The sequence below is a fragment of the Arthrobacter sp. P1_B3 genome, assembly GCF_056406615.1.
In genome coordinates, this window is sequence record NZ_JBFTZV010000008.1 from 138,767 (window position 1) to 165,226 (window position 26,460).

Here is a 26,460-nt window from a genome sequence, read left to right on the forward strand (position 1 = left end):
TTGCGATCGCAACGGCCAGGAAAACGATCCCGATCGGCAGGAATGCCGCGCCCCGGCTTCTCTTCGCTCGGCCGTTCGACTCCGACATGGGCTTTTAACCGTTCATCTGGTCGACGCTACGTGGGTCTTCTTCAGCTCCTCGGCGAACATCACGATGATGCCGCTTGGTCCGCGGACATAGGTGAGCTTGTAGACGTCCCCGTAGGTCGCCACGCCGCGCAGCGGGTGGCAGCCGTGCCTCGCGGCGATCTCGAGGGCCTCGTCGATGTTGTCGACAGAGAAGGCGACACGGTGCATGCCGATCTCGTTGGGACGGGTTGGCTTCGTCTCGATTGCGTCGGGGTGTATGTACTCGAAGAGCTCAAGGCGACCGTGGCCGTCTGGCGTCTGGAGCATGGCGATGTTGGCGTGGTTGCCATCGAGGCCGACGGCGGTGTCGGTCCACTCGCCACTGACGGTGTCACGGCCGACGACGGTCAGACCAAGGTCAGTGAAGAAGTCGATCGTTGCTTCGAGGTCGCGGACGGCTATGCCTACGTTTTCGAGTTTGATGGGCATGAGTCACATGCTAACGCGTCGGGGCGATTCGTTCAGGTCCCTGGGCTGCCGGTTCCCGCTCAACCGGTCCCAGAACCATGGAATCAGGGATACCCTAGTCGTCAACGTCCAGGCGATGGTCGCAGAGTTCGAAGGGGCCTCTTCCGAGCCCGCACCCGGGAAGGGATGAAGGTTGCCAAGGCCAAGGGCCGGGGCCGTTGCAGGGACTGCGGCGGAAGCCGATTTCGGCACGGCCGAGGAGTACGCGAAGCAGTTCCCCAAAGGAAGAGGCGGACGCGACCGATTATTTTCAGCCCGCGAAGAGCTACCGTACTGCCGTTTGGGGTTCCTCAACGGGACGTGGCAACGCCAAACAGAGCAGTGATTTGCGCACCACTTTCCGCTGACAGTCACGCCCCTGAAGTGAGGAGGCCCCGGACAGCTGTTGCTGCCCGGGGCTTCCATCCGGTCGTGAGCCGAACCCTGGACCCACTCAGGTCATCGTTCCGAGACCAGCAGTCCGCCTCTCGGCGCACCGACGTTGTCCACATGGCTGGACCGTCCGGCCGCAGCGAAAGTGTTGGCCGGCCGGGGCAGCCCGTAGTGCTCGCGGAGGGTCCGCCCGGTGTATTCACGCCGGAAGAGTCCGCGGTCCCGCAGGATCGGGATGACGTGGTCAACAAAAGCGTCAAGGCCGGACGGAAGCACGGGCGGCATGATGTTGAAGCCGTCCGCTGCCCCGGCCACGAACCATTCCTCGATGGCGTCGGCCACCTGCTCGGGGGTCCCGGAGAAGGTCCGGTGTCCGCGGCCGCCCCCGAGCCTGCCGATGAGCTGGCGCACGGTCAGGCGTTCCCGCCGGGYGAGGTCCACGATCAGTGTGTATCTGCTCTTGGCGCCCTCGATCTCGTCCTCGGAAGGCAGGTCTTCCGGTAGCTCGGCGTCCAGGGCCAGCGACTCCGGCGAGACCTTCAGGACCCCGGCGAGTTGCCGTCTGGCGTGCCCGGGGTGGATGAGTCCGTCGAGTTCCTTCTCCAACCGCCGGGCTTCGGCCTCCGTGGACCCGATGACCGGAACAATGCCCGGAAGAATCTTGATCGTCTCCGGGTCCCGGCCGGCTGCGGCCGTTCGCTGCTTCAGGTCCGCATAGAAGCGCTGTGCCTCTGGCAGCGTCTGCTGGGCGGTGAAAACCGCTTCGGCGTAGCGGGCGGCGAAGTCCTTGCCGTCTTCCGAGGAGCCCGCCTGGACAATCACCGGGTGGCCCTGGACGGAGCGCGGCACATCCAGGGGGCCCTGGACGCTGAAATACGTGCCGGCGTGGTTGACCGGATGGACGCGGGTGTTGTCCCCCCAAATCCCGGCGTCCTTGTCCCCGACGGCGGCGCCGTCCTCCCAGCTGTCCCAGAGCTTGCGGGCAACGTCCAGGAATTCCGCGGCCCGCTCGTACCGCAGCGCGTGGGCCGGCTGGTCCTGCAGCGAGAAGTTCCTTGCCGCGGCGTCCCCGGCGGTGGTCACGACGTTCCACCCGGTCCGGCCGCCGCTGATGTGATCCACGGAGGCAAACCGCCGGGCCAGGTTATAGGGGTCGTTGTAGGTGGTGGAGGCCGTCGCGATGAGCCCGATGCGTTCGGTGACGGCGGCGATGGCCGCCAGCAGTACGGTCGGCTCGAGGCTGCCGTACGGGCGCTGTCCGACGTCGCCGTGCAGTACTGGCGAGTCCGCGAAGAAGATCGAGTCGAACGTTCCGCGTTCCGCGGTCCGGGCAAGCCGCTGGAAGTGGGCGACGTCGGTCCCGGCGAAGCTGTCGCTTTCCGGCAGCCGCCACGAGGCTTCGTGGTGCCCGGTGCTCATGAGGAACGCGTTCAGGTGCAGCTGCCGTGCGCCGCTCACAGCCCGTCTCCGGGCAAGTCTGCGGGCAGAACAACCGTCTCGGAATAGACGGAGGAATCGCCCTGGATGGACGAGCTGCTGCGTCCGTCGATGCCTACGGGAACATCGCCGGCCACCGTGACTCGGTTCAGCTGGCGGGGCTGGCCGTCGTAGTTGTCCGGGGCGTAATGCTGGGTGATGCGGTTGTCGAAGAGCACCAGCTGGTCCGGTTCCCAGTTGACGCGGACCACGTTCTCCGGGCGGGTGACGTAGGCCTGGAGCAGCCGCAGGATGTCCTTGGATTCGGTGTTGGACAATCCCACGATCCGCAACCTTTGGGCGAAGCCGCCGATGAAGAGGCCGCGCTCCCCTGTCAGTGGGTGGACCCGGACCACGGGGTGGGCGGTCTCGAAGTGGATCCGGGCAAATTCCTTCCGCCGCTCATCGGCGTTGGCGTGCTCGAGGTTCTTCGGCACGGAGTAGTCGTAGTCATTGGTGTGGACGGCCCACAACGTGTCGGCGAAGTTCCGCAGTTCCTCCGGCAGGTCCTGGTAGGCACCTGCCGAGGAGGCGATCAGGGTCTCCCCGCCGTAGGCCGGCAGGGTGATGCTGCGCAGGGTGGAGGCCTGCGGCGGGTTCACGACAAAGGTGACGTCGGTGTGCCAGTTGTTCGCGCTGCCGTTTTCGCTGTCTACCGGCAGGACCGCCGGTTTGCCCTCTACGGAGGCCACCGTGGGGTGTGCCTGGGTGAGCGGGCCGAAGCGGCTGGCGAAGCGCACCTGGGCTTCGTCGTCGCGAATGTTGGCGTCCCGGAAGACCAGGGCCTTGTGCGTGTTCAGGGCTTCACGGATCTGGGCAATGGTGGCGTCGCTGAGCTCGCTGTTGAGGTCCAGGCCGCGGATCTCGGCGCCGATGCGGGCGCTGAGTTTGCGGAATTTGAGGCGGGTTTCGGTAGCTATCGACATGGTGGTGGTCTCCTTGATCTGTGGGGGGTGGTGAGGTTGGCTGGTCTAGTTCGATTGGGATCCGACGGCGGTCCGCCACCGGGAGAAGTGCCGTTCGACGGCGACCAGCAGGTAGTTGACCAGCAGGCCGAGCAGCGAGACGGTCAGAATCCCTGCGTACATGTCCGGGATCAGGAAGCTCATCTGGGAATTGACGATCAGGTACCCGAGGCCCGCCTTGGCCCCGACCATTTCCGCGGCGATGAGCACCAGGATCGAGGACGTTCCGGCCATCCGGATTCCCGTGAAAATGGTCGGTACCGCCGAGGGCAGGATGACCTTCTGGAACAGCCGGAAGTTGGACAGCCCCAGGGAGCGGGCGGCACGGATCAGGAGCGGGTCAACGGTCCGGACGCCGGCGATGGTGTTCAGCAGGACGGGGAAGAACGCGGCGTAGGCCACGATGCTGATCTTGGACGTCTCCCCGATCCCCAGCAGGAGGGTGAAGACCGGGAGCAGGGCAAGCGCCGCCGTGTTCCGGAAGACCTCCAGCAGCGGATTCAAGAACCGGTCAAGGGACCGGTACCAGGCGACCAGCAGGCCCAGGGCGACGGCGGAGACGACGGCGATGCCGAAGCCGCTGGCGGAGCGGGTGAGGCTTGCCGCCAAATGGTTCTGCAGCTGACCCTTGGCGAGGAGGGACCCCAGGGCACGCAGGACCTCGTGCAGCGGCGGGAGGAACACCCTGGTGGATGGCGAGGCAAGGTACGTGGGCCCCAGTTCCCAGAGCAGAAGGAACAGCAGGATGGCGCCGGAGGCCCAGATCCCGCGTCCGGCCCTGCGGGCGCTGGACCGGACCAGGGAGGGGAGGTGTCGGGCTCCCGCGGGCTGCGCGGTCCGCCCGGCGTCGGCCGCGGGTGCGGCAGGGGCGGCAGGTGCGGCAGGCGCGGCGGCGTCTTTGGTCAGTGTTGGTGCGGTCATCAGGCTGCCCTTCCCTTGCTGAGCTGTCCCTTGCTGAGTTGGGGTGCCTCGTCGGGTGCTGACCCGTCGGGCCGGATTTTGGCGTGCCCGGCTTCCTGGGCCTTCCGGACTTCGTCGTGCAGCAGGGACCAGACTTGGTGGCGGTGTTCGACGAAGACGGCGTCGGAACGGACGTCGCCGTCACCGCTCCGCTCCCCCAGGTCAATGTCGACAATCTGCTTGAGCCGGCCGGGGCGGGAACTGAGCACGGCCACCCGCTGGCCCAGGTATACGGCTTCGTCGATGCCGTGCGTGATGAAGATGATGGTCTTGCCCGTGGACCGCCAGATGCGCAGGAGTTCCTCCTGGAGCTGTTCCCGGGTCTGGGCATCCAGCGCCGCGAACGGTTCATCCATGAGCAGGACGTCGGGTTCGTACGCGAGGCTCCGGGCGATGGCAACGCGCTGCTTCATGCCCCCGGAGAGCTCATGGGGATACCGGTCCTCGAAGCCGGACAGGCCAACGAGCTCCAGATAGTGGCGGGCCTTGTCGGTACGTTCCTTGCGGCTGAGCCGGCGCCCGTCGCTGCCGGACCCTTCGAGGCCGAAGGCGACGTTGGCGGCCGCGGTGCGCCACGGAAAGAGTGCGTACTGCTGGAACACGACGGCACGGTCGCGGCCGGGTCCGGTCACCTCCTTGCCGTCCACCAGCACCTGGCCGGTGTCCGGCCGGGTGAGCCCGGCAAGGAGGTCCAGGAGGGTGGTCTTGCCGGATCCGCTCGGACCGACCAGAGTGATGAATTCGCCCGCGGCGACGTCGAGGGTGATGCCCTCCAGCGCCGTCAGGGTGGTGCCCTCCGGCTGGTCCTTGCTGGGCCGGACTGTGAACTGTTTCCCGACGTCCCGGAGGCTGATTTTCGGCGCCTGGCCGGTATCACGGGTCACGATGCCGCCCCCTTCAGCAGGTCGTTGAAGTCGTTGGTGTAGTACTTGGAGGGGGTGATGTCACCGGTCACGATTCCGGTGTCGTTCAGCCACGCTGACCAGCGGGTGAAGTCCTGATCGCTGATGGCGCCCTTGGACGGGACACCGACGCTCTTCCAGTACTTCAGGGCCGCGGTACTTTCAGAACGCTGGCGCTTGTTGATGATGCTCGTAAACCGTGCGATCACCTCGTCACGGGGCGTACTGCGTTCCCATTCGATGGCCTTGGCCACGCCGGTGGTAAAGATCCTCGCGGTTTCCGGGTTCTTTTCGACGAAGTCCTTGCGCAGTACGTATTGGCCTCCAGCGAAGGTTCCAAACAGCTCGAAGTCGTTGAACAGGGACCGCAGGCCGCCATTGGCGACAGCGTTATCCTGCAGCACTCCGCCGAGCGACCCGACGTCGACCTGTCCGCGGCGGATGGCCTCCTCGGTGTCATTGGGCGGAACGACGACGAGTTGAACCTGCTTGATCTCCTCCTGCGACAGACCGTTCTTCTTGAGGTAGCTATTGATCACGGCGTCCGCATGGGCGCCCAAGGTGTTGACCGCAACCTTCTTGCCGATCAGATCCCGTGGCGACCGGATGGGGCTCTCCTGGGTGACATAGAAGCCGTTGAACGTCTTCTCGTCCTCGCCGTAGTAATTGATCACCGCAGTGACCGGTGCGCCGGCTTCGATGAGCTTCACCACGGCACCCGAGAAGGCGCCGCCAAAGTCGGTGGCTCCTGTCGCGGCTGATTGGATGCTCGCCGGCCCGCTGATGGTGTTGCCTACCCAGTTCAGCTTCACATCGCCTAGGTAACCGAGGTCCTCGGCCAGCTCCGGCAACGTGACGCTGTTGGCCCAGCCCTCGTAGCGGAGTTCGGTCACCTCGGGCGTCCCAGGGGCATTTCCGGCCGGGGACTGGGCGCTCGCAGGGCCGCCGCAACCGGAGACCACCAGCGAGACCGCCAGGGCGGCAGCAACGCCCAAGGTGGGGAAAAGTCCTGCGGGTAAGAGTCGGTTTTTCATAGCGGATTCTTTCTGGATTCGATGGTGCGGACCGGGGTTACCGGACCGTGTCCACCATCAGAACAGAGTTGAATCCGAGCCGGCAGGTGCCCCGACACCCCACGAAACCGCGCGTAATCCGGCGACGAAAACAGCCACGGACGCCAATCGCTACCCAATCGGACGCAGTCCGTAACAGGGCAGACTCACGCGGTCATCAGAGGCCATTCCGGGACGCCTCCGCGCCCCACCGGACCCCGCGTTGTGAAGTCTCGGTGACGCCCGGCGACCGCGCGTGACGGAGCCGGCGTCGCGCCGCCGTCGTACATGGGACGAAAGATTTCCTGGGGATGTGGCCGAATGTTGCGCTCCCGGCGGCTCGGGGAAAGGGTGGGGTTCCAGGGAAGAACCCGCCGCCGCGGGAATCTCACGAGCCCGAATGCTGGGCCCCGGCACTMCGACTGAACCGTCCATTCAGGGTTCCCGCAGGGACAGCGGAGCAACGCTAAGCTGCGATCTAACATGGGGCGACGTGGTTTAAGAGCACAGCGAAGCACCTCATCGCCGATCTGGATTTCTACGAAGACCCCTAACGGCACCACCAAGTCGAGTGCCGGAAGCTGCACTCGGACGATCAGGGAACCGTTCTACCTCAAGTGGCCTGACGGCGTAGTTCCACACCACCGAGCCCATGATCGCGTAGGCGACGGCGAGCCATGATTGCAGGATGATGCCGATCGGGGCGCCCTCGACCATGCCGGCGACCGCCATAGACCACCAAGCTCTGCGAATTCACCGCCAATTAGCCTTGCGATTCACAAGACACGAGTGCCGAGGGCTTTCAGGCTTATTCGAGGGAAGAAAGGCCCGATGCGAGGTTGCGGTACTCGACGGGTGTGAGCCCTAGGACTGTGCGGAAGTCATTGGCCAGGTGTGCTTGGTCTGAGTAGCCAAAGTCTGCCGCAAATGGTGGCGATGTCGGAGTCGGGGCTCGTTCCGGAGACGCTCTAAGGCTTCCTGGATTCGACGCCGACAGATCATCGCAACAGGTGAGAGGCCCACGTAGCGTGCTGCGAGCAAAAGTGGAAGGTCGAAGACCGCGACCACAGCGGGGGTCGAGAATACCGAGGGTCGCCTCGCACACGGTCGGCGACACGAAAACCGCGGTCCACAAAGAGAATCCGGCAATCGCCTGAATGGCGAAATAGGCGCGACCCCGCCCAACCATGCGTGTCACCGACTCAACCCAAACATCAGCAGTCCTTGTCGGCATCTCGATGGAATTCTTCGAGCAGCCACTTCCGGTTAAGGGACTTGGCGGTGTTTGTGTCGAAGACAATGTTGGCCTCAGCCTACCGAATTCGACCGCTGCATCTGACGTCGAGTCTGCGCGTCTCCCCTTCCAGGCCTCATTCCGGATCGCGTGGGTCGGAGCGGTCACGGCAGGTGCGCTGGGCGGGACGTTGATTCCTCCGGGCGTCGTTGGCCTGGACTTTGATGGCGTTCTTCCTGGTGCTGGGAATCGATGCCTACCGCGTCCGGCGCAGCATCCCGATCCCGGCCGTTGCCCTCGGCTGCGCACTGGTCGGACACCTGGTCTTCGGCGAAGTGATACTCATTGCCGCGATGGGCATGTTCGTCGCGTTCCTTTTCGTCCAGTACGCCATCCGGCAAAGGAAGGCCCGTCATGCCTGAACCGATCTGCATTCTTGCGGCCGTACTGATCAGCTCAGCCGGCATCATGACCATCCTGGTCTTCTACACCCTCCGCCACGCCCCTCCGGCAGCAACGCCGGTGACCGTGACGGTCACCACGGGATTCATGGTTACTGCCGGCCTGCACCTCTGGCGCCGGAACGCCGTCATCAGCGTTATGGGAGGGGCCGCCGTCCACGTAGCCTTGGCCTCAACCCTCCCCGCCTGGCCCTGACCACTCCCAGCAACGGCAATGCCAGAAAATCAAACTGGCCCTTTATTCTAAAGCCAGTATGGCCCTACGGTTGTTGGAGAATAACCAACGCTGCCTGCCAGCGCACCAACAGAAGGACCCCACATGACCCCCGCCGAATCCACGCGCCAATTCTCCCAGGTGGACGTTTTTGCCCCCGGCCCGAAAGCCGGCAACCCGGTCGCCGTCGTCCGTCACGCCGATGGCCTGTCCACCGAGCAGATGCAGAACTTCGCCAACTGGACGAACCTCTCAGAGACCACCTTCCTTTTGACCCCCACCGACCCGGCAGCGGACTACAGGCTCCGCATCTTCACCCCACGGGCCGAAGTACCCTTCGCCGGACACCCCACGCTCGGATCCGCCCATGCCTGGCTGGAAACCGGCGGTGTGCCCCAGGAAGATGGGCAGCTCGTCCAGGAGTGCGGGGCCGGTCTGGTCACGATCCGGCGCACCGACACCGAACTGTCCTTCCAGGCCCCGCCCCTGACCAGATCAGGCCCAGTCGAACCGGCAATCCTGGAGCAGGTCATTGCCAGCCTCGGCATCCACGCCGGGCAGGTCTTGGGAAGCAACTGGGTCGACAACGGCCCCGGCTGGCTTGGGATCCGGCTCGCATCAGCCCAGCAGGTCCTGGACCTCCGGCCGGACTTCAATGCCATGGGGCACCTGAACATGGGCGTCATCGGCGCCTACGACAACGGCGAACCCGCAGACTTCGAGGTCCGCACCTTCGCGCCCGGGCACGGCGTGAACGAAGACCCCGTGACCGGCAGCGTCAACGCCGGACTGGCACAGTGGCTCCGCAGCGAAGGGGCTCTCGACGGGAACTACACCGTGCAGCAAGGAACTGTACTCGGGCGCGGCGGACTGCTCACGATCACCTCCGAGGCGGATGCCATCTGGGTCGGAGGCAGCAGCCGCACCATCATCCACGGGTACGTCAGACTCTGAGCCACCGCCAAACACCAGGTCCTGAACCGGGGCCGACACCGACGATGAAGGAGCCCCGGGACGACAGGCCCGTTCCCGGCCGGAGACATCAGCGACAGCATCTTCAGGGCGGACCCAGCCCCGCACGCACTCATCAGCTAATCAGTTCCATTACGGCTGCGGCACTCCAACTAGTGCTCTACGTCAAGCTCTTTGCCTAGGAGACGATTGGGGGAACGTGGGAAATCTCTGCCAACGGCTCTTCTGCAATGCAGCCGAACCTTCGTCGCCACCGGGCAATCGTCAGATTCTGGTTGGCCTCGACGGTGTCCGATTTCGGCAGCTATATAGCCACCTTGGCTTTTTCCGTTCTGATTTTGGTGACGATGAGTACTCATCGGCGGAGACCTCGGCCGTGGCCTGATCCTCGCAGGCGTATGCGTGATGGCGATGACCGGGACTATCTCGGTTCCGGCTTTGATGATCCTGATGTTCGCCTTTGGAACCCTCGCCCTGACCAGTGACGCCGCGAATCAGAGCTTCCTCCCCCAGCTGGTCCGCTCATTCCCTAGGCGGTGGTTATCATGGCAGCAATTTCTTCGACTGCTTCTGACAATGCCGCCATGGATGCAGGGCCGCCGTGTCCCTCGTCTTCGATAATGACAAGCTGGCTTGATTGCCATCTCCGTTGCAGCTGCCATGCGGTTACAGTAGGGCCACTAATGTCGCGCCGGCCGTGGATGAGGTATCCGGGGATGCCGTTGAGCTCGTGAATCCGGGGGATGATTTCCTGCCCGTCCGTCAGGAATCCGTCGTTGGCCCAGTAGTGCGAAACCAGAAGGGCGAACGTCATCCGCTCCCGCTCATTCTCGAACAACGCGCCGGGCACCCAGTTGGGGTCCAGGGATACATGCGTGGATTCCCAGCGCTCCCAGGATAAGGCGGCTCGTCTGGCGTCGTCGCGGTCTTCCCCAGCCAGCCGCCGGGCGTAAGCCTCGACCACTCGCTCGCCCGGGTTTGCGCTGGATGCCTCGGAGAACTCGTTCCATGCCTCAGGGAAGACGCGTCCGACGTCTTCAGTGATCCATCGGACCTCGTCCCGGCTAGTTGATGTCACGGCTACGAGAGCGATGCCGAGGACCCGACCGGGGTAACTGAGGGAATAAGCGAGGGCGAGCGTGCTGCCCCAGGAAACACCGGTGACGATCCACCTTTCGATACCGAGGAACTCGCGCACCGCCTCAATGTCTTCGATCAAGGCCTGCGTGGTGTTCTCGGATAGGTGGTCGAGATCCTCTTGGACCGTCGGAGTGCTCTTGCCGCACCCTCGTTGATCCAGCCCGATGATCCTAAATCGGGTGTGGTCGTGTCGTTTGCGGTACCCGCCCTTACCAAGGGAACCGCCGGKGCCGCCATGAAGGTAGAGGACCGGAACGCCGGAGGGCTCACCGGTCGATTCCCAGTAGATTCTGGCATGGGGAACGTTCACCCAGCCGCTATTTGTTGGCTCGTCCGTCACTCGCTACACAGTATTGCAAGTGCGATGATTTGTACCCGCCAGCGGCGCCTGTCTGATGAGCCGTTCTGGCGAACCGCCTCATGCGACATCACGGCCGAGTTCCCTAGAAACCCCAGCGCGTGCCTTCGCTTCAGGCCTGGACGCAGCGCCTTCGGACGTTCGGCCGCCTAGCCGCCCCCCGGCGCCGGGGGGCGATTGGATCGAAGGTACCCCCACAAGCGCATCGGCTTACGGGCGCCGGGGCTGCCATGTAGCGCTGCAACAACACCGCCACTGACCACTGCGATTCACACCGCCGAACTCAGCCTGCTTGGGCCCGGCAGGGCTTCTGCAGTTGGATTTTGTTCCTCGCCAGGAAGCGAAAGCTAAAAGGCTCTGCGAGCCGGGCTGAACGGGCTGGGCCCAGGTCCTGCGGTTGCTCTTCTGGGGTCAGTGCAGTGGGGCGGCGCGCGTTGCGAATAGGCGATGATCCCGGTGATCATCATTCGCCGCCCCACTGCGGTCTGGTGCCGGCGGACTCAATATGTCCGGGCCGTCTATTCAATTCAGCGAGGTGGTCCTTGAGGTGGCTGCCTCGCTGTTGGCCATGCGGAATCGCCGTGGCGGGACCGGTTACATGACGCCGGTGGGTACAAGCAGGACCCAGGCGAGGGCGGGAGCCACCAGAACCACGCCGCCTGCATAGGCCATCAGCTGCCGGTAGACACGCTGCCGGTCGTTCCCGCGGGCGTTGGCGACCACCAGCGCACCGTCGGTGGAGAAGGGCGAGACATCCACCACTGTGGCAGCGATCGCCAGCGCCGCGACCGTGCCGGAGGCGCTCAGCGAACTGGTAGCCAGGAGCGGACCGGCCAAGGGAATGAACGCGGTCAGCAACGCCGTGGAGGAGGCGAAGGCTGAGCCGACGCCAATGACGTAGCAGAGGACCAGTGCCACCAGCAGTGGTGCGCCCAGTGCCAGCGCCTGCTCGGCGAGGGTGTCGATGACGCCAACGTGCTGGAGCAGGGAGACATACGTGATCATGCCCGCCACCAGCAGGACCGTGGACCAAGAGACGCCGCCGATGAACGTTTGGTGTTCCTTGATGTTGACAAGGGCCAGCAGAAGTCCGGCGGAGAGTGCGACAAATCCGATCGGCATGTGGAAGCCCAGGGTGCACACGAGCATCACCGCGATCAGTGCCAGCGTGAGGATCTGCTGCCCGCGGGGGCGGCTGGTGCGGGCGGTGTCGACGTCGGCATGCTGGCCGCCTTCGCCGTCGCGCAGCCTGCCCAGGAGGGCGAACAGGACGATGGTGAGCACCGAAAGAATGAGATTCAGGGCGAAGCTTGCAATGAAGAGTGCGCCCTGGGAAATGGGAAATCCGTTCTTGAGGGCGATGTCGTGCACCAGCACGCCGGCCACGGACAGCGGGGAAAAGCCGCCGGCGTGGGCTCCGTTGATGATGAACGCGCCCATCAGTACAGGATGAATCCGGGACTCGTAGGCGAATCCGATGGCAGCAGGCGCCAGCAGCGCGACGGCGGCCGGCGAGAACGTGCCCAGTGACGTGAGCGCAGCAGCGATCAGGAAGAACACCCAGGGCAGCAGCATCGTCTTGCCCCTGACGAGGCGCACGCAGGTCTGGACAATGATGTCGATGGTGCCGTTCCTCTGGGCCATGCTGAAGAAGTAGGTGACTCCGATGATCGTCAAGACGATGCTGGCCGGGAACTCTTCGAGGATCTGCTTGTCCGTCATTCCGAGCATGAAATAGCCGACGCCGAAGGAGGCGACCAGCCCCATCACGCCGATGTTCAGCGGCCATTTCGTGGCGACGATGAACATTATGACGAGGATGACGAGCGGGATGATTTGGACAGCGGTCATGGAGTGCTCCGGTTGCGGGGTGGCCGAGGGGTTGAAGATATCACCCCCCAGCACGAGGGCAATCAAAGCCAGGATCGCGAAACCGGCGCCCACCGCCACCAGTAGGATACGGCGGCGACGGGTTGGACTCGGGGCCCCTTTGCCCCGGGTCTCGTCCGCAGCGACAGCGGTGCGGTGCTCAGTCTTGGTCATGATGGCCTCCTCAGCGGGTGGCTCCCGCGAGGGAGGCAGCGACGGCGCTGCCGGGAACCTCGGGGAGATGGATGATGGTTGTGGCGATGGTGCGGGCGGTGCGGTCGACGCCTACGAGGAGCGTCGCGTCGTGCTCCTCGCTCCACGTCTCGATCACCCCGGCGGGGGTGCGGAGCCGGAGCGTCCTCCCCAAGGTGTCGCCCGTGATGGTGTGCAGCACGGTGCCGGCGGTGCGGGCGGCCAAGGTCAGGGCAATGCTGCCTGTGATGGCCAGCGCCGGGTGGAGCTTGCCCATGGAGAGCATCATGACGCTGGCGTCGGCACCGGGGCCGGCCAACGCTGGCGCGGCTACGATGGCGAGCTTCGGGATGGCCCGGGCCGCTTCGGCTGCCGTGGGGACCAGCCCCATCCGCACCGCTGCCTGCCTCCGGATCTGCTCCAGCGTATCCAGCTGCAGCTCCACCCCGGCGCGCCAGCTGTCGTACCTGGCCGGGTCCAGGCCCAGCTCCTCGGCGCGGACCATCACCACGGGGGCTCCGGCGTCGACCATCGACACGGTCCAACGGGCTCCGCCTGCCGTGATGGTGTCGGTGGCCGCGCCCGTGGGCAACAGCGCACCGGTGGTCTTGCCGGCAGGGTCTTGGAAGCCGAGCCCCACCGCGTAGCCAGGGAAGGGCACGCCGGGCATCTGGGCCTCCGGAACCGATGCCAAGGCGCCGGCCGGGGTGGCCACCCGCTGGACGATGATTTGATTGGTGTTGGTGTTGCGGGTGACGATCCGGGTGACGTCTCCGGTGGGGATCACCCATCCCCTCTCGATGGCGTACAGTCCCACCACTGCCGAACCGTTCCCGCAATTGCTGCCCCAGTCCACCGAGGCCTCTTCGATACCCACCTGGGCAAAGGTGTACTCAACGTCAACCTCGTCGCTGACGGGCCGGTGCAGGATCACGGCCTTGCTGGTCGTCGATGTCGCCCCGCCGACGCCGTCGATCTGGCGGGGGTCCGGGCTGCCGAACAGCCGCGGCAGCAGCACATCCAGGCTGGTGCCGCCCTCCTGAAGATGCTCCGCATCGAACACCCAGCATTTACTGGTGCCTCCGCGCATCCATCGGGCTTCGATCTCCATGATTTTTCCCGTTTCTCCTCGTGCCTCAGATTTAGATGAGGATCTGTAAAAAGATTGAGCCAGATCACATCTTTAGACAATGTTGGATTTTTGTGGGGGGATGTAGAATAGCTACATTCATTGAGCCCGGGAAGATCAATTCCCGTCCTTCCAGCCTCCCTTGGCTGGATTAGTCCCCGATGGGCTGAGCGGAGGCCACATCCTGATAGGGAATGAACGAAATCCGGAGAAGGGTGAAGCGTTGCTTAACGACGAGGGTCAGGGCTTGTTCGACATAAGGCGGCTGGCGCTACTGCTGGAGGTGGTGGAGCAGGGCTCGATCACCGCCGCGGCCGAGCTCATGATGTACACGCCCTCGGCCGTCTCCCAGCAGTTGCGAAAGCTCGAACAAGAAGTGGGGCAGCCGCTCCTTACCCGCCGCTCCCGCGGGGTGGTGCCCACCGAGGCCGGCCAGGTGCTGGCCGGCCACGCCCGCAAGATCGTCTGGCAGATGCAGGCAGCACGGTCCGACCTGGGCCAGATTGCCGGCCTCAAACGCGGTTCCCTGACCGTGGGCACCTTTCCGACACTGGCAGGGTCCTTCCTGCCCGTCGTTATCCGGACCTTCAAGAAGCGGTACCCGGCCATCAATCTCTCCTTGCGCAGCGCCCGCTTCGATGAACTCGTGGCAGATCTGCAGTCCGGGGTCACGGGGCTGTGCCTGCTCTGGGACTACCCATGGAATCCGTTCCGGGACGACTCCATCCGCGTAACCGAAGTCTTCCAGGAGAGCACCGTGATCCTGGTGGCCCGCAGCCACCCACTCGCCGACCGTGAGCAGGTAAGCATGGAAGACCTGCGCAACGAGTCCTGGATCGTTCGCGCCGAGGCCCACCCCGTAGTGGAGGTTCTGCAGCGTTCCGCCCACGACACCGGATTCGAACCGCAGATTGCCTTCCTGGCCAACGACTACCAGGAGGCCCAGGCCATGGTCAGTGTGGGAATGGGCGTGGCCATGGTGCCCAAGACAGCCGTGGCACTTCAGCATCCCGACGTGAAGGTGCTGAGCCTGGGTTCCGCCGCCCCGCTGCGGCGGATACTGCTGGCGCAGCGCGAGGACAAGGTCTACGCCCCGGCCGAGGTGGCCTTCCACTCCACCCTGCTGGAAATCGCCCGCGAACGAGCTAGCGACTATCTCTAGACCACGGGGCCAGAGTGGAAAGCGGCGGCAGGCCGCCTTGCTCCGGCGCTCCGGCCACAGCCACGGAGGATGGTCCGGAGCCGGTTAAAGCGTGTTCGCCGCTGCCGTTGGGCAGCGGCGAACAGGCCACGAGCATCGGGTCGAGCCGCTGCTACATTCCGGGGATCTGCTGGGCCTCGTGAACCTCGATTTCACAGCCGCCCGGCATGTTCAGGTGCGGGTGCTGCTTGGCGAGCTCGACGGCCGCCTCAAGGTTTTCGGCCTCGATGATGCTGTATCCGGCGACCTCGCGCTGGCTCGGTGCCGTGGCTCCGCCGGCGGAAACGCGGACGCCGTTGGCCAGGGGCGTCCCGAAGTCGATCAGCCCGTTGCCGACTTTAGCGGCCCACGCGTTCCACTGTTCCATGGCGGCCGCCATGTCCTCCGGTGCGGGCGGCGCGGCCTCGGCGGGGGTCATCGGGGCGTGGTAGATGAAGACGAACTTGGACATACTGTTCCCTGCTTTCCTGGGGTGTCTCTGACGGGTATCGGGTAGGAAACTTCAGACGGCGATGGTTCGGCCGGTGAACGCGATCAGGCGCTCCAGGCTGCCTGCGGTCTCCGCGACCGGCTGGGCGGCGGCGAAGCTGCCGCTGGCGCGGACCTGGTCGGAGATGGTCAGCAGGGCCAGCGCCTCAACGTGATCGGTGACGACGTCGGAGACGACGAGTTCCTGGCCAGTGGCCTTCGCGAAGTCCCACGCGTGCACGAGCAGCTCGAGGTTGATGATTCCGGCGACGACGGTGGCGGGAAGTTCAGCGAAGCCCATGTCGATGGTGCCTTCGACACCACGGCGGCTGAACGCCTCCAGGGTGGCCTGCGCGAGTCCGGCGATGCGCACTTCCGGGCCTGCCCCGGCGTCGTCGCTCACGTCCGCGCCCAGTGCTCCGCCGATCTGCTTCAGCGAACCGGCCAGGTGCTCCAGCAACTCGTGGGCCGTGAAGTCTTCGCAGGGAGTGGCTTTCTCCCGGTCTTCCGGAGTGAGCTTTCGCAGCACGCCCAGGAGCACGGCGAGGGATGCCTCAGCAGAGCTGATGTGATCGATCGAATCCGGGGCCGCTGACCACTCGTCCGGACCGGCGCCGGCCGGGGTGGAGGTTTCGGCGATCAGGCGGTCCAGGTAGTGGTTCCAGCCCTCGGCATGTGCTGCGGCCTGTTCGGCGTTGAGGCCATCGTGGACCAGACGGAGCGTGGTGCCGTCGGCGTCGGGCTCCAGCGTGATCGACACGGTGGAAGCGCCCGGCGCCAGGTCCATTCCGGCTTCCCAGCCCCAGGTGAAGACGACGCGCTTGCCCGGCTCGATCTCCGTGAAAGTGCCGGCTGCGTGGTGGCCAGGAGTGACGGTCCATCGGTATTCGCCGCCAATCCGAAGATCAACCCGGGCCGCCACCGTCTGCCAGCGGCGCAGACGTTCCGGCTCGGTGATGAGTGCAAAGGCCTCGTCGACGCCGACGGGCAGGTGAATGGTCTTATCGAACATCATGAGAGTGGTCCTTTGTCTTGAGGCGAAGTATCTGAATTGGTCGTGTGATGTTGCGGAGGGCCGTGACGCTGTGCGGCAAGTGCGGCCGCATCCGATGCCAGCAGATCCAGTTCGTAGGTCCAGAACTGTTCGACAAGTTCACGGAGCCGGCCCATTCCCACCGGGTCGAGCCTGTAATACCTGTTCCGTCCTTCTTTGCGGGCAGATACCAGGCCGGCCTGCTCCAGTAACAGCAGGTGCTGGGACACCGCGGAGCGGCTCACCGTGAAATGGGCGGCCAGCTCCCCGACCGCCTGTTCGTGGCTGGCGAGAAGATGCAGCAGGCGTCGCCGATTCGGCTCCGCAGCAATCTCCAAGGCATCCAACACAGATAATACGTTAGTGGTGACTAACGTATTTCGCAAGGGCAAAGTTGTTCGAGGGTCAGGTGATGGGAGTGCGGCGCGCCTGTCGGTCGGCAGGGAGCCGGCGTCAGCATTGAAATCAGGAGCCGGCGTCGGTGTCGGCGTCGGAATTGGGAGCGGCGTCGACGTCGGGGCATGGCGCTATGTCGACGGCGGCGCGCCAGCGCTGTTAGGTGTGTCTGTTTGCGTGGAGGAAGCTGCGGCTTTGCGCAGGGTCATGGAGGAGCCGGCATCGAATGCGGGCACTCCCCCGGCACACCTGCTACAGGTTTCGGTGGTGCTCGATGAGCCAGCGCGCCATCTGCTGGGCGCGCTTGGAGGCCAGCGCGTCGCCTTCGGTGGCCGAAATGATGGAGCCCTTCATCAGGATGTGCCAGGAGCGCGCAAATTCTTCGGGGCGGTCCAGCCCGGCTTCCTCAGCCAGGGCCTGGATGTGGCCCCTGATGCGGCTGAGGTAATCGATGCTCGCCTTCCCCAGAGGGTGCCCGGCCCCCATCTCCAGCAGGACGTTAATGAACGAGCACGCCTCGAAATCCTCGCGCTGGAACCAGTCGCCGAACACGTCAAATACGGCGAGCAGCCGTTCTTCGGCGGTGTCGCCGCGCCGGCTGGCCTCTGCCACGATGAGGTCCACGGTCCACACCTGGTCGCGGAGTTCCAGGAAGGCCAGTACCAGGGCGTCCTTGGACGGAAAGTGCCGGTAGAAGGTTGCTTTGGAAACCCCGGAACTGCTGATCAGCTCATTGACCCCCACTCCGCGGATGCCGCGGCGGGAGAACAACTCGTAGGCGGTGGCGAGAATACGGTCCACCGGCTCATCGCGTCCGGCCATGGCTGTGGCAGGCAACAGTGTGGGGCCCGCGGCGTCGTCGACAGTCATGATAAAAGAATTTTACACTGGGCTGAGGCGTACAGACCGGTCTGCCTCGGAGTGTGCTATGAGTGTCCGCTGGGTTATGCCCGGAGCATTCGGTCAGGGCAGCGCGCAGGGCGTACCGGCCAACGGCCCGCCCGGCGCCTTTCGTCCCCTAGGGATGAAAAACGCGGCCCCCATCGCGGCGTGCCGAGAAACGGCTGTCCAGTGCGTGGACGAAGCTGCGGAGGGTGGCGGATTCCTGCGTGTTGCTGGCCAGCCGGACGATGGCCGAGGCCGTGTGGGCAAGCTTGATGTTGTGGTGCTGGCTGTAGGCGGAGAGCCGTTCGAAGGCGGCGTCGGAACCGATGTGAAGAATTCCCATCAGGATGCCCTTGGCCTGTTCAATGAGGCCTCGCGTGCCAATGGCTCCGGCAATGGCCTCGCGGGCGGACCGGTCCGTTTCCAGCTGAACTGTCCTGGTGAGGTCGAGCATGAATCCGTCGATGAACAGCAGTTTCCCGTCACGATCCGGCACGCCCTCCCCCGCTGTCAGGACGCGGCGTTCCCGCCTGCGTGCGTCGAAGAGACGGTGGTAGTTGGCAAAAAACCCTCCCCCACGGCCCACATCCTCAAAAATTTCCCTGCACCGTTTCCGGTCGTCAGGATGCAGGTGCGACATCAGGACGCCCACCGTCGGCACCACCTCGCCCCGGTGATAGCCATGGATTTGATAAATCTGCTCGGACCACTGCAGCTCCCCCGAGACCACATCGTAGCGAAAGGTCCCAGCGAGGCAGTCCTCGGCGACCAGCGCGCTGGAGTAGGCCCGCAACGCCTTCAACTCGGTCATGGCCATCCCTGCCTGTCCGGCCCAACGGCAGACGCCCCGCACCCGGCCCGAGGAAAGCGCCCCGGGGTGCCAACACGGGACACGGCGTCAGTCAGCACGAGCTGAGCCCAACGTGGGCGCTCCGCGCCTCCAGGGCCTGCCGCCACCGTACGATTAGCTGCTGATTCCGGATGACGGCCCGGCCGCCCAAGAAGCGCGCGGCGGACGGGATGCCGGTGCGCGGCGGCCGTCCCGGGGATCTGGGCGCTCGGTCAAGGGCCGACCCCGCACGTGCGCGGGGCTCGCTGGCGTGCGTGTCATGGGCTCGACGGTTATGCGCGCTTGGCTCCACCGGAATGGCATCGGCCACGGGCTGGGGCAGGGCGTCATTTTGCGGTGCCTCTATTTCGGTCACCAGCCCCATGCCGGCGTACTCCCTTACTGCGGCGATCCCGCCCACCGCCGATGGCAGGTCAGGAAAGGACCTGGAGAGGGCCATGACAGTCCCGTCCGGGGCGGTAAGTCGAAATCGGTAGGAAGTGTCGGAATCGGTGAACAGTTCGAACATGCCTGTCATAGAACCCTCCTGGAAGCCGGGACTCGATTGTTCCCGGTGACGCCGTTGTCACCGGGAACAGTCCGAATCCACCCGAACAATGCCGGCCACTCATAGAAGGCCGAATCGAATTGATGAATTCATGAAAGTCTGAACTACGGTTCTCATCTGCGCAAGAGGTACCACTTTGTCTTCCGGCGGCGGCGACACGGCAGCGGTCCGGCGCTACGATAAATGTGCGGGCGGACCGATCGTGGGCGATGCAAGACAGACTTTTCTGTCTCGCACGTGTTAGTTTTCCTGTCGGCGGGTTCTGCACAGATGCGCGGCCCAGAATATTTGAATGTGAAGGAGGGAGGTCCCGATGCCGGATGATCTTCCCACAAGTATGGTCCTGACCGATGTTAAGGCCGAACTTTTCAAGTCCATGGGCCACCCTGCTCGAATCCAGCTCCTGGAAATGCTCGCGGACGGGCCCGTTGCCGTGAGCAGACTGCGCGACAACACGGGTCTGGAGCCGTCGAACCTCTCCCAGCATTTGAGCCTGCTCCGCCGCCAGCGCCTCATTGTCCCCTCGCGACGCGACGGGCGGCTGTTTTATGAACTGGCCAGCCCTGAGGTCAACGTCCTGCTCGCGGCCGCACGATCCCTGCTCGGCACCCTCATCCACACCAGCGGCTTGACGCTGAGTCCCATGGCTGAAGAGCGGGAAGAGGCAATCCGCTAGGTGCCGGCGCCCGGTGGACCGCTAGACGGCTCCCTCTCACAGCGGTCGACGTCGGCCGCGACGGCACGATCCGGAGGACACCTGGACCGGGCGCGGGCCGGCCAGGGCCGCACGACGTACAGTATGGACAACATCGATCGGCTGGCCGGGAATCGGCCGGGACCAAGAACCAGTAGGGGTATGCATGGCTCACGCCGAGAACGAGACCACCATTAACCGTTCGCCGGAGGATGTCTATGCGTTCCTCGCCGATGGGCTGAACAACCCGGCATGGCGTTCGGGGGTGCAGGACATCACACTGAAAAGTGGAACACCCGGGGACCTCGGTGCCGTGTACAGCCAGACTCTCACGGGTCCGGGCGGCCGGCCTATCGTCGGTGACTACGAAATCACGGCTGCGGACCCCGGAAAGCATCTGGGCTTCCAGGTCGTGGCCGGCCCTGCCCGCCCGGCCGGCGCTTACCGGCTCAGTGCAGCGTCCGGCGGAACGACTGTCCTGTTCACGTTGGATCTGCAGCCCAAGGGACTCATGAAACTCGTGGGTCCGGTGATTGTCCGCACCATGAATGCCGAAGTCGCGCAACTGACCAACCTCAAAAGCGTTCTCGAATCCGCATAGCGAGGCCTCACAGGGTGGCAACTATGGAAAACCGGAATCCCGATGTGGATCTGTGGCTGGAGAAATACGACAACCCGCAGCGAGAACTGGTCGCAGGACGGCTGCGGCGATCCGGTGCGCGTCCAACGGATCGGACTTGCCATGCCCGTGCTGGGCACGGGCATCCATGCGCGCCGCTTCGGCGACCGGGTAGCCGGCAGTGCCCACGGCGGCGGCCAGCAGGGCGCCGTATGAGGCGACGCCCTCGATCACCCACAAGGTGGCCAGGTCGGCGCCGGTGCGGCGCGCCACCCAGGCGATGGCCCGGTTGATGCCGGCGCTGGTGGTGGGGAAATCCCGGGTCTGAAGCAGTTCGCCGGTTGAGGTGGCGATGATGGCGTAGACATGGTTCCTGGCGTGAGTGTCGACGCCGACGACAAACGGGCGGGAATGCGCAACGATAGGCATAGCGGTTCAGGCACCTTCCTCAATTTCGCGGATATGATCAGGGCCGCGCACGGCCGGTACCAATCCGGGTAGAGGTCACTTCGGAACAGCACTGTGACGAGCCACGCCCCGTCAAACAGGGCGGGCAACCTTCTGATCAAGTCACCGATGTGGGCCGGGCAGGTACCGGCCGCCCACCCCATGGACGGACGAGTCGACGGAAGGGCACCCGACGGGGGCCAGTTCTTGTTTGAGTCGCGACCACAGGGCGGAACGGCCAGCACCTACTCTGCCAGCCAGTCCCAGACCAGCCACACCAATCCTCACAGTTCTTGTTTGTGGGCAAGCTTCCGCGACCAGGAACCGCAGGCTATTGACCGGCCATCATGCATCCGGGACGCTCGAAGCAAGACCCCCTGCAAATCGACAGCGCGGCCGACCCCGGCCAGCTCCGTCCACAGTCGCCCACACCGACCCCCGTAAGGAGATCCCGATGGAATCCACTAAATTTACTGAACTGCTCACCCGCCAGGTCGGCAACGAATTCGCCGCCTCCCACCAATACGTCGCCGTGGCCGCATGGTTTGACGGGCAGGACCTTCCGCAGCTGGCCAAACACTTCTACCGCCAGTCGCTGGAAGAGCGCAACCACGCCATGATGATGGTCCGCTACATCCTGGACCGCGGACTCAAAGTCGCCATCCCGGGCATTGATCCGGTCCGCAACGACTTCGCTGACGTCGAGGAGCCCCTCGCCCTGGCCCTCGCGCAGGAACAGGAAGTCACCGAGAACATCAAGGCCATCTTCGCCGCAGCCAGGGCTGAGAATGACGCCCTGGGCGAGCAATTCATGCTCTGGTTCCTCAAGGAGCAGGTCGAAGAGGTCGCCTCGATGACCACCCTGCTGAACATTGCCCGGCGCGCGGACAACCTCTTCGACGTCGAAAACTTCCTGGCCCGTGAACGCGTCGGCGACCAAGGAGGTGGCGGCGGCTACCGGGGATCCGGCGGGCATCACGCCGGCCAGACCGGAGGGAGCCACGACTCCGGAACGCCGGAAGCGGCCGGAGGATCACTTTGAAGCCCATCCCTATCGTGAGCTCCACCTGTCGGCTTAGGCTGGTCGCATTCTATGAACTCAGTTGAGCATCGAACGCTGCCGGCACCCTAGAAAGCCGGCGACGGTTCAGCGGGGCCGGAAGGAGGCTGGGGATGGCGCATGCGGACAGGACGTGGACACCCGAGGATCAAGGTTGKCTCCGGGAAAACCTGAGGGAGGCCATCGACCATCTGGTGGAGATGGGGTACACCGTGCGCGGGGGGCAAGGCGAGGATCCGGAGCTGATCCACCCGGGCGGTTCGGCCGTGCAGACGTGGCGGGAAGACTACCCCTACGACGAGCGGATGTCCCGTGAGGAGTACGAGCTGGAGAAATACCGGCTCCAGGTTGAACTGCTGAAGTTCCAGTACTGGGGCCAGGACCAGGAGCTCCGGCACGTGATCGTATTCGAGGGCCGGGATGCGGCCGGCAAGGGCGGAACGATCAAGCGCTTCACCGAGCACCTGAATCCCCGCTCGGCCCGGGCCGTGGCATTGAGCAAACCGTCGGACCGCGAACTTGGCCAGTGGTACTTCCAGCGCTACATCCAGCATCTGCCCACGGCCGGGGAGATCGTGATGTTCGACCGTTCCTGGTACAACCGGGCAAATGTGGAGCGGGTCATGGGCTTCTGCACGGAGCAGGAATTCGACACTTTCATGATTCAGGCGCCGCTCTTCGAGAGGATGCTGGTGGACTCCGGAATCCACCTGACCAAGTTCTGGTTCTCCGTGACCCGCCACGAGCAGCGCACCCGCTTTGCGATCCGGCAGATAGACCCGGTGCGGCGCTGGAAGCTCTCCCCGATAGACCTGGCCTCCCTGGACCGGTGGGAGGAGTACACGGCAGCCAAGGAGGAGACGTTCCTGCGGACCGACACGGACCATGCGCCGTGGATCACCATCAAGTTCAACGACAAGAAGCGGGGCCGGATCAACGCCATGCGCTTCTTCCTCAACCAGTTCGACTACGAGGACAAGGACACAACTGTGGTCCACGGCCCCGACCGGCTGATCGTGCGCCGCGGCCGCGACGCCGCCGGCGACTAGCGGGCCGGTCAAGCCCGGCGAAGGCCGCGCAACGGGCACGGCGCAGCCGCCCTCGCTGCGCAGATCCCTGCTCTGAACGGATTCTTCTCCAGAAAGACCGTCGATCACCCTTGAAATAGACCCAAAACAGAGGGGTAATCGTTTAAGGCGGTCAATGCCAGAGGGCCCCAACAATACTCGCGGCCGTGGAAGGCTCGTGCCGAGCCGACGGCGCGCGCGGAACCGCCGGGCTGGGGCCGGTGCTGCCCTTGATGTCACCAGCCTGAAGACGCCCCCCGGCCTCCTCGCGGCTAACGACATATCGAGCCGGTGTCCATACCGAAGCGACCTCGTGGATGGCCGCCGCCCCTTCAGGTACCACCAGGCAGGAAGGAGGAACCAATCATGAAGCTCAAGGCACATTCCGCCGCTTTCACTCTCCAGAACCGGTTTATGCGCCGCGGGCTGGATGATGAACACGCCCAGATTCCGCGGCGGCAACCCGCAACCAACGACGTGACCCCCGTCAGGATCGTCGAACCCGGCAACGCCCGAGAAATGCCCGAAGATGGGCCGGATGACCGCGATTTTCAGCGGACCGACCCAGACGAGGAGCCGAAGGACACCCTATGGTTTTACCTTCTTGGCATTGCCACCATCCTGTACCTGATCGCGCTGATGGTCATCCTCCTCTGATGACCCAGGACGCGCTTGCCGTGGGACTTCTCGGTTCCGTGGTACCAGCGCACATTCCTGCTCCTGGGACGCAGCGCAGCTCGCTGCCCTCGAGAAGAACGTCGGGTCGCGTTTGACTGCCTCCCCGGCCGTGCCTCGCTGCAATTGCAACCAGGCAAGCTGCACCCGGACAATGGTGCGCATGACCGCTGTAACCCTGCTGGCTTTTGCCGGCCTGTGCCTGCTGCTCTCCGTCACCCCCGGCCCAGATACGTTCCTGGTGCTGCGGATCTCCCTGCAGAGTGCCGTGGCCGGCCTTGCCGCGGCGCTCGGCTCGGCACTGGCATCCCTGGTCTGGGCCGGGCTGGTGGGGGTGGGTCTCGCCGCAGTGCTGGAGGACTCCGCCGAAGTATTCCGCTGGCTAAAGATCGCGGGCGGGTTGTACCTGCTGTACCTGGGCATCTCGTCGCTGATCCGGGCCCGCCGCACAACACCCTCAGCAACGGCCGGACACGCTCCCCGCCGGAGCTACAGCCGAATGACAGGGTTCGGCGCCGGCGCGCTCTCCACACTGCTCAACCCCAAAGTCGGCCTGTTCTACCTCGCCGTCGTGCCGCAATTCATTCCGCACGGCGGCAACACTCTGGACACCGCGATGGTGCTTGGTGCCATCGAGAGCATTATCGGTTTCCTCTATCTGGCCGCCGTATCCATCGCGGCAGCGAAGGCAATGGCGTGGCTGCAGCGTCCGCGAGTGAGCAGCTGGCTCGAACGCGGCAGCAGCGGCATCATCGCCGCACTCGGGCTGGGCGTGCTGGCATCGAGCACCAGCTCGTAGCCAGCGCCGGTCATCCAACCCGAAGGTAACCGCAGGCCGAGCCGGATGTTCGGCCGCATGCGGGACGGATCGATCAGGATCGGAGAAGCGATCAGGGGGGCCACAGCATAAAGTCATCAACACGACCTGCCCACCCTTCCGAAGGACCTGCCATGACCTCCATCGAATCAGTGACCCTCGAAGTACCTGACCCCGCGGCCGCCACCGCCTTCTACACTGCTGCCTTCGGATTGGGAACGCAGGTGCGCGTGCGAGCTTCGGATGCCCCGACGGCCGGGTTCCGCGGGTTCACGATGTCGCTCATAGTGTCGCAGCCGTCCACCGTCAGCAGCCTGATCGACACTGCTCTGGCGGCTGGTGCCACGACGCTGAAGCCGGCCCAAAAGTCACTGTGGGGCTATGGCGGCGTCGTTCAGGCTCCCGATGGAGCGATCTGGAAGGTCGCGACGTCGGCGAGGAAGGACACCGGTCCGGCCACCAGACAGATTGACCAGATCGTGCTGCTGGTAGCGGCCACCGACGTTGCTGCGAGCAAACGGTTCTACGTCGACCACGGACTCGCCGTCGGGAAAAGCTTCGGCAAGTACGTCGAGTTCGCCATGCCGGCGAGTCCCATCAAGCTGGGGCTCTACGGGCGCCGCGCTCTCGCCAAGGATGCCGGCGTCCCTCCGGAGGGCACCGGTTCGCACCGTCTCACGATAGGCAGCGACGCCGGCCCGTTCACCGACCCGGACGGGTTCGCGTGGGAGCCCGCATGAGTATGAGCCGGGAGGCCGTCGGTCATTTGGCCGCTTGTGTTCCACCAGGTGATGCGGCTGTTCGGGTGAAAAGACACCGCACCTGTCGTCGAAAATTTTCCACGGAGGCGACCCACATCCGCTACCGCGTCCTTCGCTGAGCCGGCCCCTTCCGTACAAGGGTGGGGCATGCCATCGTTGCAGGATGCAGACGGTGTACGAAGCTGCTGGCGGAGCCCCCTTTTTCCTGGCGCTGGCCGGCGCATGGCATACCAGGGCAACGGCCGACGAGGTGGTCGGCCACGCGTTCAGCCATGGCTTCCATCCCGAGCATAGGCGGCGGCTGGCCGCCTACTGGGCGGAGGCTTTAGGTGGCCCGACAACCTATTCAGACTCCTACGGCGACGAGACCTCTGTGGTGCGGATGCACAGCGGCAACGGGCCGCACGAGGATATGGACCGTAGAGCGATCGCCTGCTTCGATCAGGCAATGACCGACGTCGGACTCACCGAGGAGAAGCCTCTCCGCAAGGTGCTGCACGACTACTTCGCGTGGTCGACCACCACCACGATGTCCCGGTACCACCGCTCCGCAGAGGACGTTCCGGACGGCCTGCCCATCCAACACTGGTCGTGGGACGGTCCCGTCGAAGGGGCGGGTTCAGAAGACTCCTGATCGCATGCGAGCCGTTCGTCTGTCCCCTACCCGGAGCCCCTGTCTCCGCTGCCGCGGTCAATGGCGACGAAGCAAAGCGCCGCCGAGTAGGTGAACGTACGGCCTGGGGTGCGGATTTCCCAAGGGCCCGAATCCGGGACGCGCCATCTCCTTATCGCCATTTCCACGATGGGCGTCAGTGCCGCCCAAAGCTGCTTGTCCACCCGGTTCCCGCGGCCGTGAAGAAGAACCTCGAGTCCGTTAAAGGTGAGCCGGGCTGCAGGCAGGTGGCCCCAAACTTCTTGGTGCGGGACAACCACTAGTGATGATGGGTGGGACCATCACCCAGATCTGTGCTTTTCGATGTCACAGGCAAGAGTTGTTTTCAGGTTTCAAGCAGTCAGGGCGCACGAAAGCGGCGGCCGGTCCCGTGT

Annotated in this window: 27 protein-coding genes and 1 pseudogene; 12 read left to right on the top strand and 16 right to left on the bottom strand. The window is 64.7% G+C overall.

Annotated features, from left to right (window positions below; translation table 11 throughout):
- Positions 1 to 102: 102 nt before the first annotated feature.
- From AC1D2F_RS11805 to AC1D2F_RS11830, 6 genes are all read right to left on the bottom strand, one after another.
- The gene (locus AC1D2F_RS11805; protein WP_229992369.1) at positions 103 to 558 is read right to left on the bottom strand and encodes a VOC family protein; all 456 of its coding nucleotides are present in this window, start codon (positions 556 to 558) and stop codon (positions 103 to 105) included.
- Positions 559 to 1,035: 477 nt separating this feature from the next.
- Entirely contained in the window at positions 1,036 to 2,427 is a 1,392-nt protein-coding gene (locus AC1D2F_RS11810) for an LLM class flavin-dependent oxidoreductase (RefSeq protein WP_476966784.1), read from the bottom strand.
- Entirely contained in the window at positions 2,424 to 3,371 is a 948-nt protein-coding gene (locus AC1D2F_RS11815; RefSeq protein ID WP_476966785.1) for a TauD/TfdA dioxygenase family protein, read from the bottom strand. The genes AC1D2F_RS11810 and AC1D2F_RS11815 overlap by 4 nt, the downstream gene beginning before the upstream one ends.
- Before the next feature lie 45 nt (positions 3,372 to 3,416).
- On the bottom strand, positions 3,417 to 4,331 hold the full coding sequence (locus AC1D2F_RS11820; RefSeq protein ID WP_476966786.1) for an ABC transporter permease: 915 nt from the start codon (positions 4,329 to 4,331) through the stop codon (positions 3,417 to 3,419).
- The gene (locus tag AC1D2F_RS11825; protein WP_476966787.1) at positions 4,331 to 5,254 is read right to left on the bottom strand and encodes an ABC transporter ATP-binding protein; all 924 of its coding nucleotides are present in this window, start codon (positions 5,252 to 5,254) and stop codon (positions 4,331 to 4,333) included. The genes AC1D2F_RS11820 and AC1D2F_RS11825 overlap by 1 nt, the downstream gene beginning before the upstream one ends.
- Complete coding sequence (locus AC1D2F_RS11830) at positions 5,251 to 6,306, bottom strand: ABC transporter substrate-binding protein (protein ID WP_476966788.1); 1,056 nt, start codon at positions 6,304 to 6,306, stop codon at positions 5,251 to 5,253. Before AC1D2F_RS11830 ends, AC1D2F_RS11825 begins: the two co-directional genes overlap by 4 nt.
- 1,476 nt (positions 6,307 to 7,782) lie before the next feature.
- Between AC1D2F_RS11830 and AC1D2F_RS11835 the strand changes: the two genes are divergently transcribed.
- From AC1D2F_RS11835 to AC1D2F_RS11845, 3 genes are all read left to right on the top strand, one after another.
- The gene (locus AC1D2F_RS11835) at positions 7,783 to 7,980 is read left to right on the top strand and encodes a hypothetical protein (protein ID WP_476966789.1); all 198 of its coding nucleotides are present in this window, start codon (positions 7,783 to 7,785) and stop codon (positions 7,978 to 7,980) included.
- Entirely contained in the window at positions 7,973 to 8,215 is a 243-nt protein-coding gene (locus AC1D2F_RS11840) for a hypothetical protein (RefSeq protein WP_476966790.1), read from the top strand. Before AC1D2F_RS11835 ends, AC1D2F_RS11840 begins: the two co-directional genes overlap by 8 nt.
- Positions 8,216 to 8,338: 123 nt before the next feature.
- Positions 8,339 to 9,187 carry a PhzF family phenazine biosynthesis protein gene (locus tag AC1D2F_RS11845; RefSeq protein WP_476966791.1) on the top strand — a complete coding sequence of 283 codons (849 nt, stop codon included), beginning with the start codon at positions 8,339 to 8,341 and terminating at the stop codon, positions 9,185 to 9,187.
- 547 nt (positions 9,188 to 9,734) lie between these two features.
- Here AC1D2F_RS11845 and AC1D2F_RS11850 read toward each other — a convergent pair.
- The 3 genes from AC1D2F_RS11850 to AC1D2F_RS11860 form a co-directional block, all read right to left on the bottom strand.
- Entirely contained in the window at positions 9,735 to 10,685 is a 951-nt protein-coding gene (locus AC1D2F_RS11850) for an alpha/beta fold hydrolase (RefSeq protein WP_476966792.1), read from the bottom strand.
- 612 nt (positions 10,686 to 11,297) lie between these two features.
- Positions 11,298 to 12,746: an SLC13 family permease gene (locus AC1D2F_RS11855; RefSeq protein WP_364743028.1), complete on the bottom strand. Its 1,449-nt coding sequence runs from the start codon at positions 12,744 to 12,746 to the stop codon at positions 11,298 to 11,300.
- A gap of 10 nt (positions 12,747 to 12,756) precedes the next feature.
- Positions 12,757 to 13,875 carry a PrpF domain-containing protein gene (locus AC1D2F_RS11860; RefSeq protein ID WP_476966793.1) on the bottom strand — a complete coding sequence of 373 codons (1,119 nt, stop codon included), beginning with the start codon at positions 13,873 to 13,875 and terminating at the stop codon, positions 12,757 to 12,759.
- A 241-nt stretch (positions 13,876 to 14,116) separates the two neighbouring features.
- On the opposite strand from AC1D2F_RS11860, the gene AC1D2F_RS11865 reads away from it, so the two are divergent.
- A complete protein-coding gene (locus AC1D2F_RS11865) occupies positions 14,117 to 15,055 on the top strand; it encodes a LysR family transcriptional regulator (RefSeq protein WP_364743022.1) in 939 nt (312 codons plus the stop codon).
- A 151-nt stretch (positions 15,056 to 15,206) separates the two neighbouring features.
- On the opposite strand, the gene AC1D2F_RS11870 is transcribed toward AC1D2F_RS11865, so the two are convergent.
- The 6 genes from AC1D2F_RS11870 to AC1D2F_RS11895 form a co-directional block, all read right to left on the bottom strand.
- The gene (locus AC1D2F_RS11870; protein ID WP_229992357.1) at positions 15,207 to 15,545 is read right to left on the bottom strand and encodes a YciI family protein; all 339 of its coding nucleotides are present in this window, start codon (positions 15,543 to 15,545) and stop codon (positions 15,207 to 15,209) included.
- A gap of 51 nt (positions 15,546 to 15,596) precedes the next feature.
- The gene (locus AC1D2F_RS11875; protein ID WP_364743016.1) at positions 15,597 to 16,577 is read right to left on the bottom strand and encodes a TIGR03086 family metal-binding protein; all 981 of its coding nucleotides are present in this window, start codon (positions 16,575 to 16,577) and stop codon (positions 15,597 to 15,599) included.
- Positions 16,574 to 16,945: an ArsR/SmtB family transcription factor gene (locus AC1D2F_RS11880; protein WP_229992355.1), complete on the bottom strand. Its 372-nt coding sequence runs from the start codon at positions 16,943 to 16,945 to the stop codon at positions 16,574 to 16,576. The genes AC1D2F_RS11875 and AC1D2F_RS11880 overlap by 4 nt, the downstream gene beginning before the upstream one ends.
- A 298-nt stretch (positions 16,946 to 17,243) precedes the next feature.
- Positions 17,244 to 17,861, bottom strand: a complete 618-nt coding sequence (locus AC1D2F_RS11885) for a TetR/AcrR family transcriptional regulator (RefSeq protein ID WP_364743012.1) — start codon at positions 17,859 to 17,861, stop codon at positions 17,244 to 17,246.
- Positions 17,862 to 18,009: 148 nt separating this feature from the next.
- The gene (locus AC1D2F_RS11890; RefSeq protein ID WP_364743010.1) at positions 18,010 to 18,687 is read right to left on the bottom strand and encodes a PAS and ANTAR domain-containing protein; all 678 of its coding nucleotides are present in this window, start codon (positions 18,685 to 18,687) and stop codon (positions 18,010 to 18,012) included.
- A gap of 91 nt (positions 18,688 to 18,778) precedes the next feature.
- Positions 18,779 to 19,243, bottom strand: a complete 465-nt coding sequence (locus AC1D2F_RS11895; RefSeq protein ID WP_476966794.1) for a YegP family protein — start codon at positions 19,241 to 19,243, stop codon at positions 18,779 to 18,781.
- Between the two features lie 343 nt (positions 19,244 to 19,586).
- Between AC1D2F_RS11895 and AC1D2F_RS11900 the strand changes: the two genes are divergently transcribed.
- Both AC1D2F_RS11900 and AC1D2F_RS11905 read left to right on the top strand, forming a co-directional pair.
- Complete coding sequence (locus tag AC1D2F_RS11900) at positions 19,587 to 19,949, top strand: ArsR/SmtB family transcription factor (protein ID WP_229992351.1); 363 nt, start codon at positions 19,587 to 19,589, stop codon at positions 19,947 to 19,949.
- A 184-nt stretch (positions 19,950 to 20,133) separates the two neighbouring features.
- Entirely contained in the window at positions 20,134 to 20,568 is a 435-nt protein-coding gene (locus AC1D2F_RS11905) for an SRPBCC family protein (RefSeq protein WP_229992350.1), read from the top strand.
- Positions 20,569 to 20,634: 66 nt separating this feature from the next.
- Here the strand turns inward: AC1D2F_RS11905 and AC1D2F_RS11910 are convergent.
- Positions 20,635 to 21,015, bottom strand: a pseudogene (locus tag AC1D2F_RS11910) (IS110 family transposase); the annotation flags it as partial.
- Between the two features lie 472 nt (positions 21,016 to 21,487).
- Here AC1D2F_RS11910 and AC1D2F_RS11915 point away from each other — a divergent pair.
- The 6 genes from AC1D2F_RS11915 (at position 21,488) to AC1D2F_RS11940 (ending at position 26,047) form a co-directional block, all read left to right on the top strand.
- Complete coding sequence (locus tag AC1D2F_RS11915) at positions 21,488 to 22,075, top strand: ferritin (protein ID WP_476966795.1); 588 nt, start codon at positions 21,488 to 21,490, stop codon at positions 22,073 to 22,075.
- 131 nt (positions 22,076 to 22,206) lie between these two features.
- A complete protein-coding gene (gene ppk2, locus AC1D2F_RS11920) occupies positions 22,207 to 23,142 on the top strand; it encodes a polyphosphate kinase 2 (RefSeq protein WP_476966796.1) in 936 nt (311 codons plus the stop codon).
- Positions 23,143 to 23,526: 384 nt separating this feature from the next.
- Complete coding sequence (locus AC1D2F_RS11925) at positions 23,527 to 23,817, top strand: hypothetical protein (RefSeq protein WP_364743003.1); 291 nt, start codon at positions 23,527 to 23,529, stop codon at positions 23,815 to 23,817.
- 181 nt (positions 23,818 to 23,998) lie between these two features.
- Positions 23,999 to 24,634, top strand: coding sequence for a LysE family translocator (locus tag AC1D2F_RS11930; RefSeq protein ID WP_364743000.1), 636 nt, complete (start codon positions 23,999 to 24,001; stop codon positions 24,632 to 24,634).
- 152 nt (positions 24,635 to 24,786) lie between these two features.
- Positions 24,787 to 25,392 (top strand): VOC family protein, encoded by a 606-nt coding sequence (locus tag AC1D2F_RS11935; protein ID WP_364742997.1) that lies wholly within the window; start codon positions 24,787 to 24,789, stop codon positions 25,390 to 25,392.
- A 184-nt stretch (positions 25,393 to 25,576) separates the two neighbouring features.
- Positions 25,577 to 26,047 (top strand): group II truncated hemoglobin, encoded by a 471-nt coding sequence (locus AC1D2F_RS11940; RefSeq protein ID WP_364742994.1) that lies wholly within the window; start codon positions 25,577 to 25,579, stop codon positions 26,045 to 26,047.
- Positions 26,048 to 26,460: the final 413 nt, after the last annotated feature.

Excerpts from the sequence above, each read along its gene's own strand:
- AC1D2F_RS11805 (WP_229992369.1), bottom strand. The coding sequence starts at position 558 with ATGCCCATCAAACTCGAAAACGTAGGCATAGCCGTCCGCGACCTCGAA.
- AC1D2F_RS11815 (WP_476966785.1), bottom strand. The coding sequence starts at position 3,371 with ATGTCGATAGCTACCGAAACCCGCCTCAAATTCCGCAAACTCAGCGCC.
- AC1D2F_RS11820 (WP_476966786.1), bottom strand. The coding sequence starts at position 4,331 with ATGACCGCACCAACACTGACCAAAGACGCCGCCGCGCCTGCCGCACCT.
- AC1D2F_RS11830 (WP_476966788.1), bottom strand. The coding sequence starts at position 6,306 with ATGAAAAACCGACTCTTACCCGCAGGACTTTTCCCCACCTTGGGCGTT.
- AC1D2F_RS11835 (WP_476966789.1), top strand. The coding sequence starts at position 7,783 with ATGGCGTTCTTCCTGGTGCTGGGAATCGATGCCTACCGCGTCCGGCGC.
- AC1D2F_RS11840 (WP_476966790.1), top strand. The coding sequence starts at position 7,973 with ATGCCTGAACCGATCTGCATTCTTGCGGCCGTACTGATCAGCTCAGCC.
- AC1D2F_RS11845 (WP_476966791.1), top strand. The coding sequence starts at position 8,339 with ATGACCCCCGCCGAATCCACGCGCCAATTCTCCCAGGTGGACGTTTTT.
- AC1D2F_RS11855 (WP_364743028.1), bottom strand. The coding sequence starts at position 12,746 with ATGACCAAGACTGAGCACCGCACCGCTGTCGCTGCGGACGAGACCCGG.
- AC1D2F_RS11860 (WP_476966793.1), bottom strand. The coding sequence starts at position 13,875 with ATGGAGATCGAAGCCCGATGGATGCGCGGAGGCACCAGTAAATGCTGG.
- AC1D2F_RS11870 (WP_229992357.1), bottom strand. The coding sequence starts at position 15,545 with ATGTCCAAGTTCGTCTTCATCTACCACGCCCCGATGACCCCCGCCGAG.
- AC1D2F_RS11875 (WP_364743016.1), bottom strand. The coding sequence starts at position 16,577 with ATGATGTTCGATAAGACCATTCACCTGCCCGTCGGCGTCGACGAGGCC.
- AC1D2F_RS11885 (WP_364743012.1), bottom strand. The coding sequence starts at position 17,861 with ATGACTGTCGACGACGCCGCGGGCCCCACACTGTTGCCTGCCACAGCC.
- AC1D2F_RS11890 (WP_364743010.1), bottom strand. The coding sequence starts at position 18,687 with ATGACCGAGTTGAAGGCGTTGCGGGCCTACTCCAGCGCGCTGGTCGCC.
- AC1D2F_RS11895 (WP_476966794.1), bottom strand. The coding sequence starts at position 19,243 with ATGACAGGCATGTTCGAACTGTTCACCGATTCCGACACTTCCTACCGA.
- AC1D2F_RS11900 (WP_229992351.1), top strand. The coding sequence starts at position 19,587 with ATGCCGGATGATCTTCCCACAAGTATGGTCCTGACCGATGTTAAGGCC.
- AC1D2F_RS11905 (WP_229992350.1), top strand. The coding sequence starts at position 20,134 with ATGGCTCACGCCGAGAACGAGACCACCATTAACCGTTCGCCGGAGGAT.
- AC1D2F_RS11915 (WP_476966795.1), top strand. The coding sequence starts at position 21,488 with ATGGAATCCACTAAATTTACTGAACTGCTCACCCGCCAGGTCGGCAAC.
- AC1D2F_RS11925 (WP_364743003.1), top strand. The coding sequence starts at position 23,527 with ATGAAGCTCAAGGCACATTCCGCCGCTTTCACTCTCCAGAACCGGTTT.
- AC1D2F_RS11930 (WP_364743000.1), top strand. The coding sequence starts at position 23,999 with ATGACCGCTGTAACCCTGCTGGCTTTTGCCGGCCTGTGCCTGCTGCTC.
- AC1D2F_RS11935 (WP_364742997.1), top strand. The coding sequence starts at position 24,787 with ATGACCTCCATCGAATCAGTGACCCTCGAAGTACCTGACCCCGCGGCC.
- AC1D2F_RS11940 (WP_364742994.1), top strand. The coding sequence starts at position 25,577 with ATGCAGACGGTGTACGAAGCTGCTGGCGGAGCCCCCTTTTTCCTGGCG.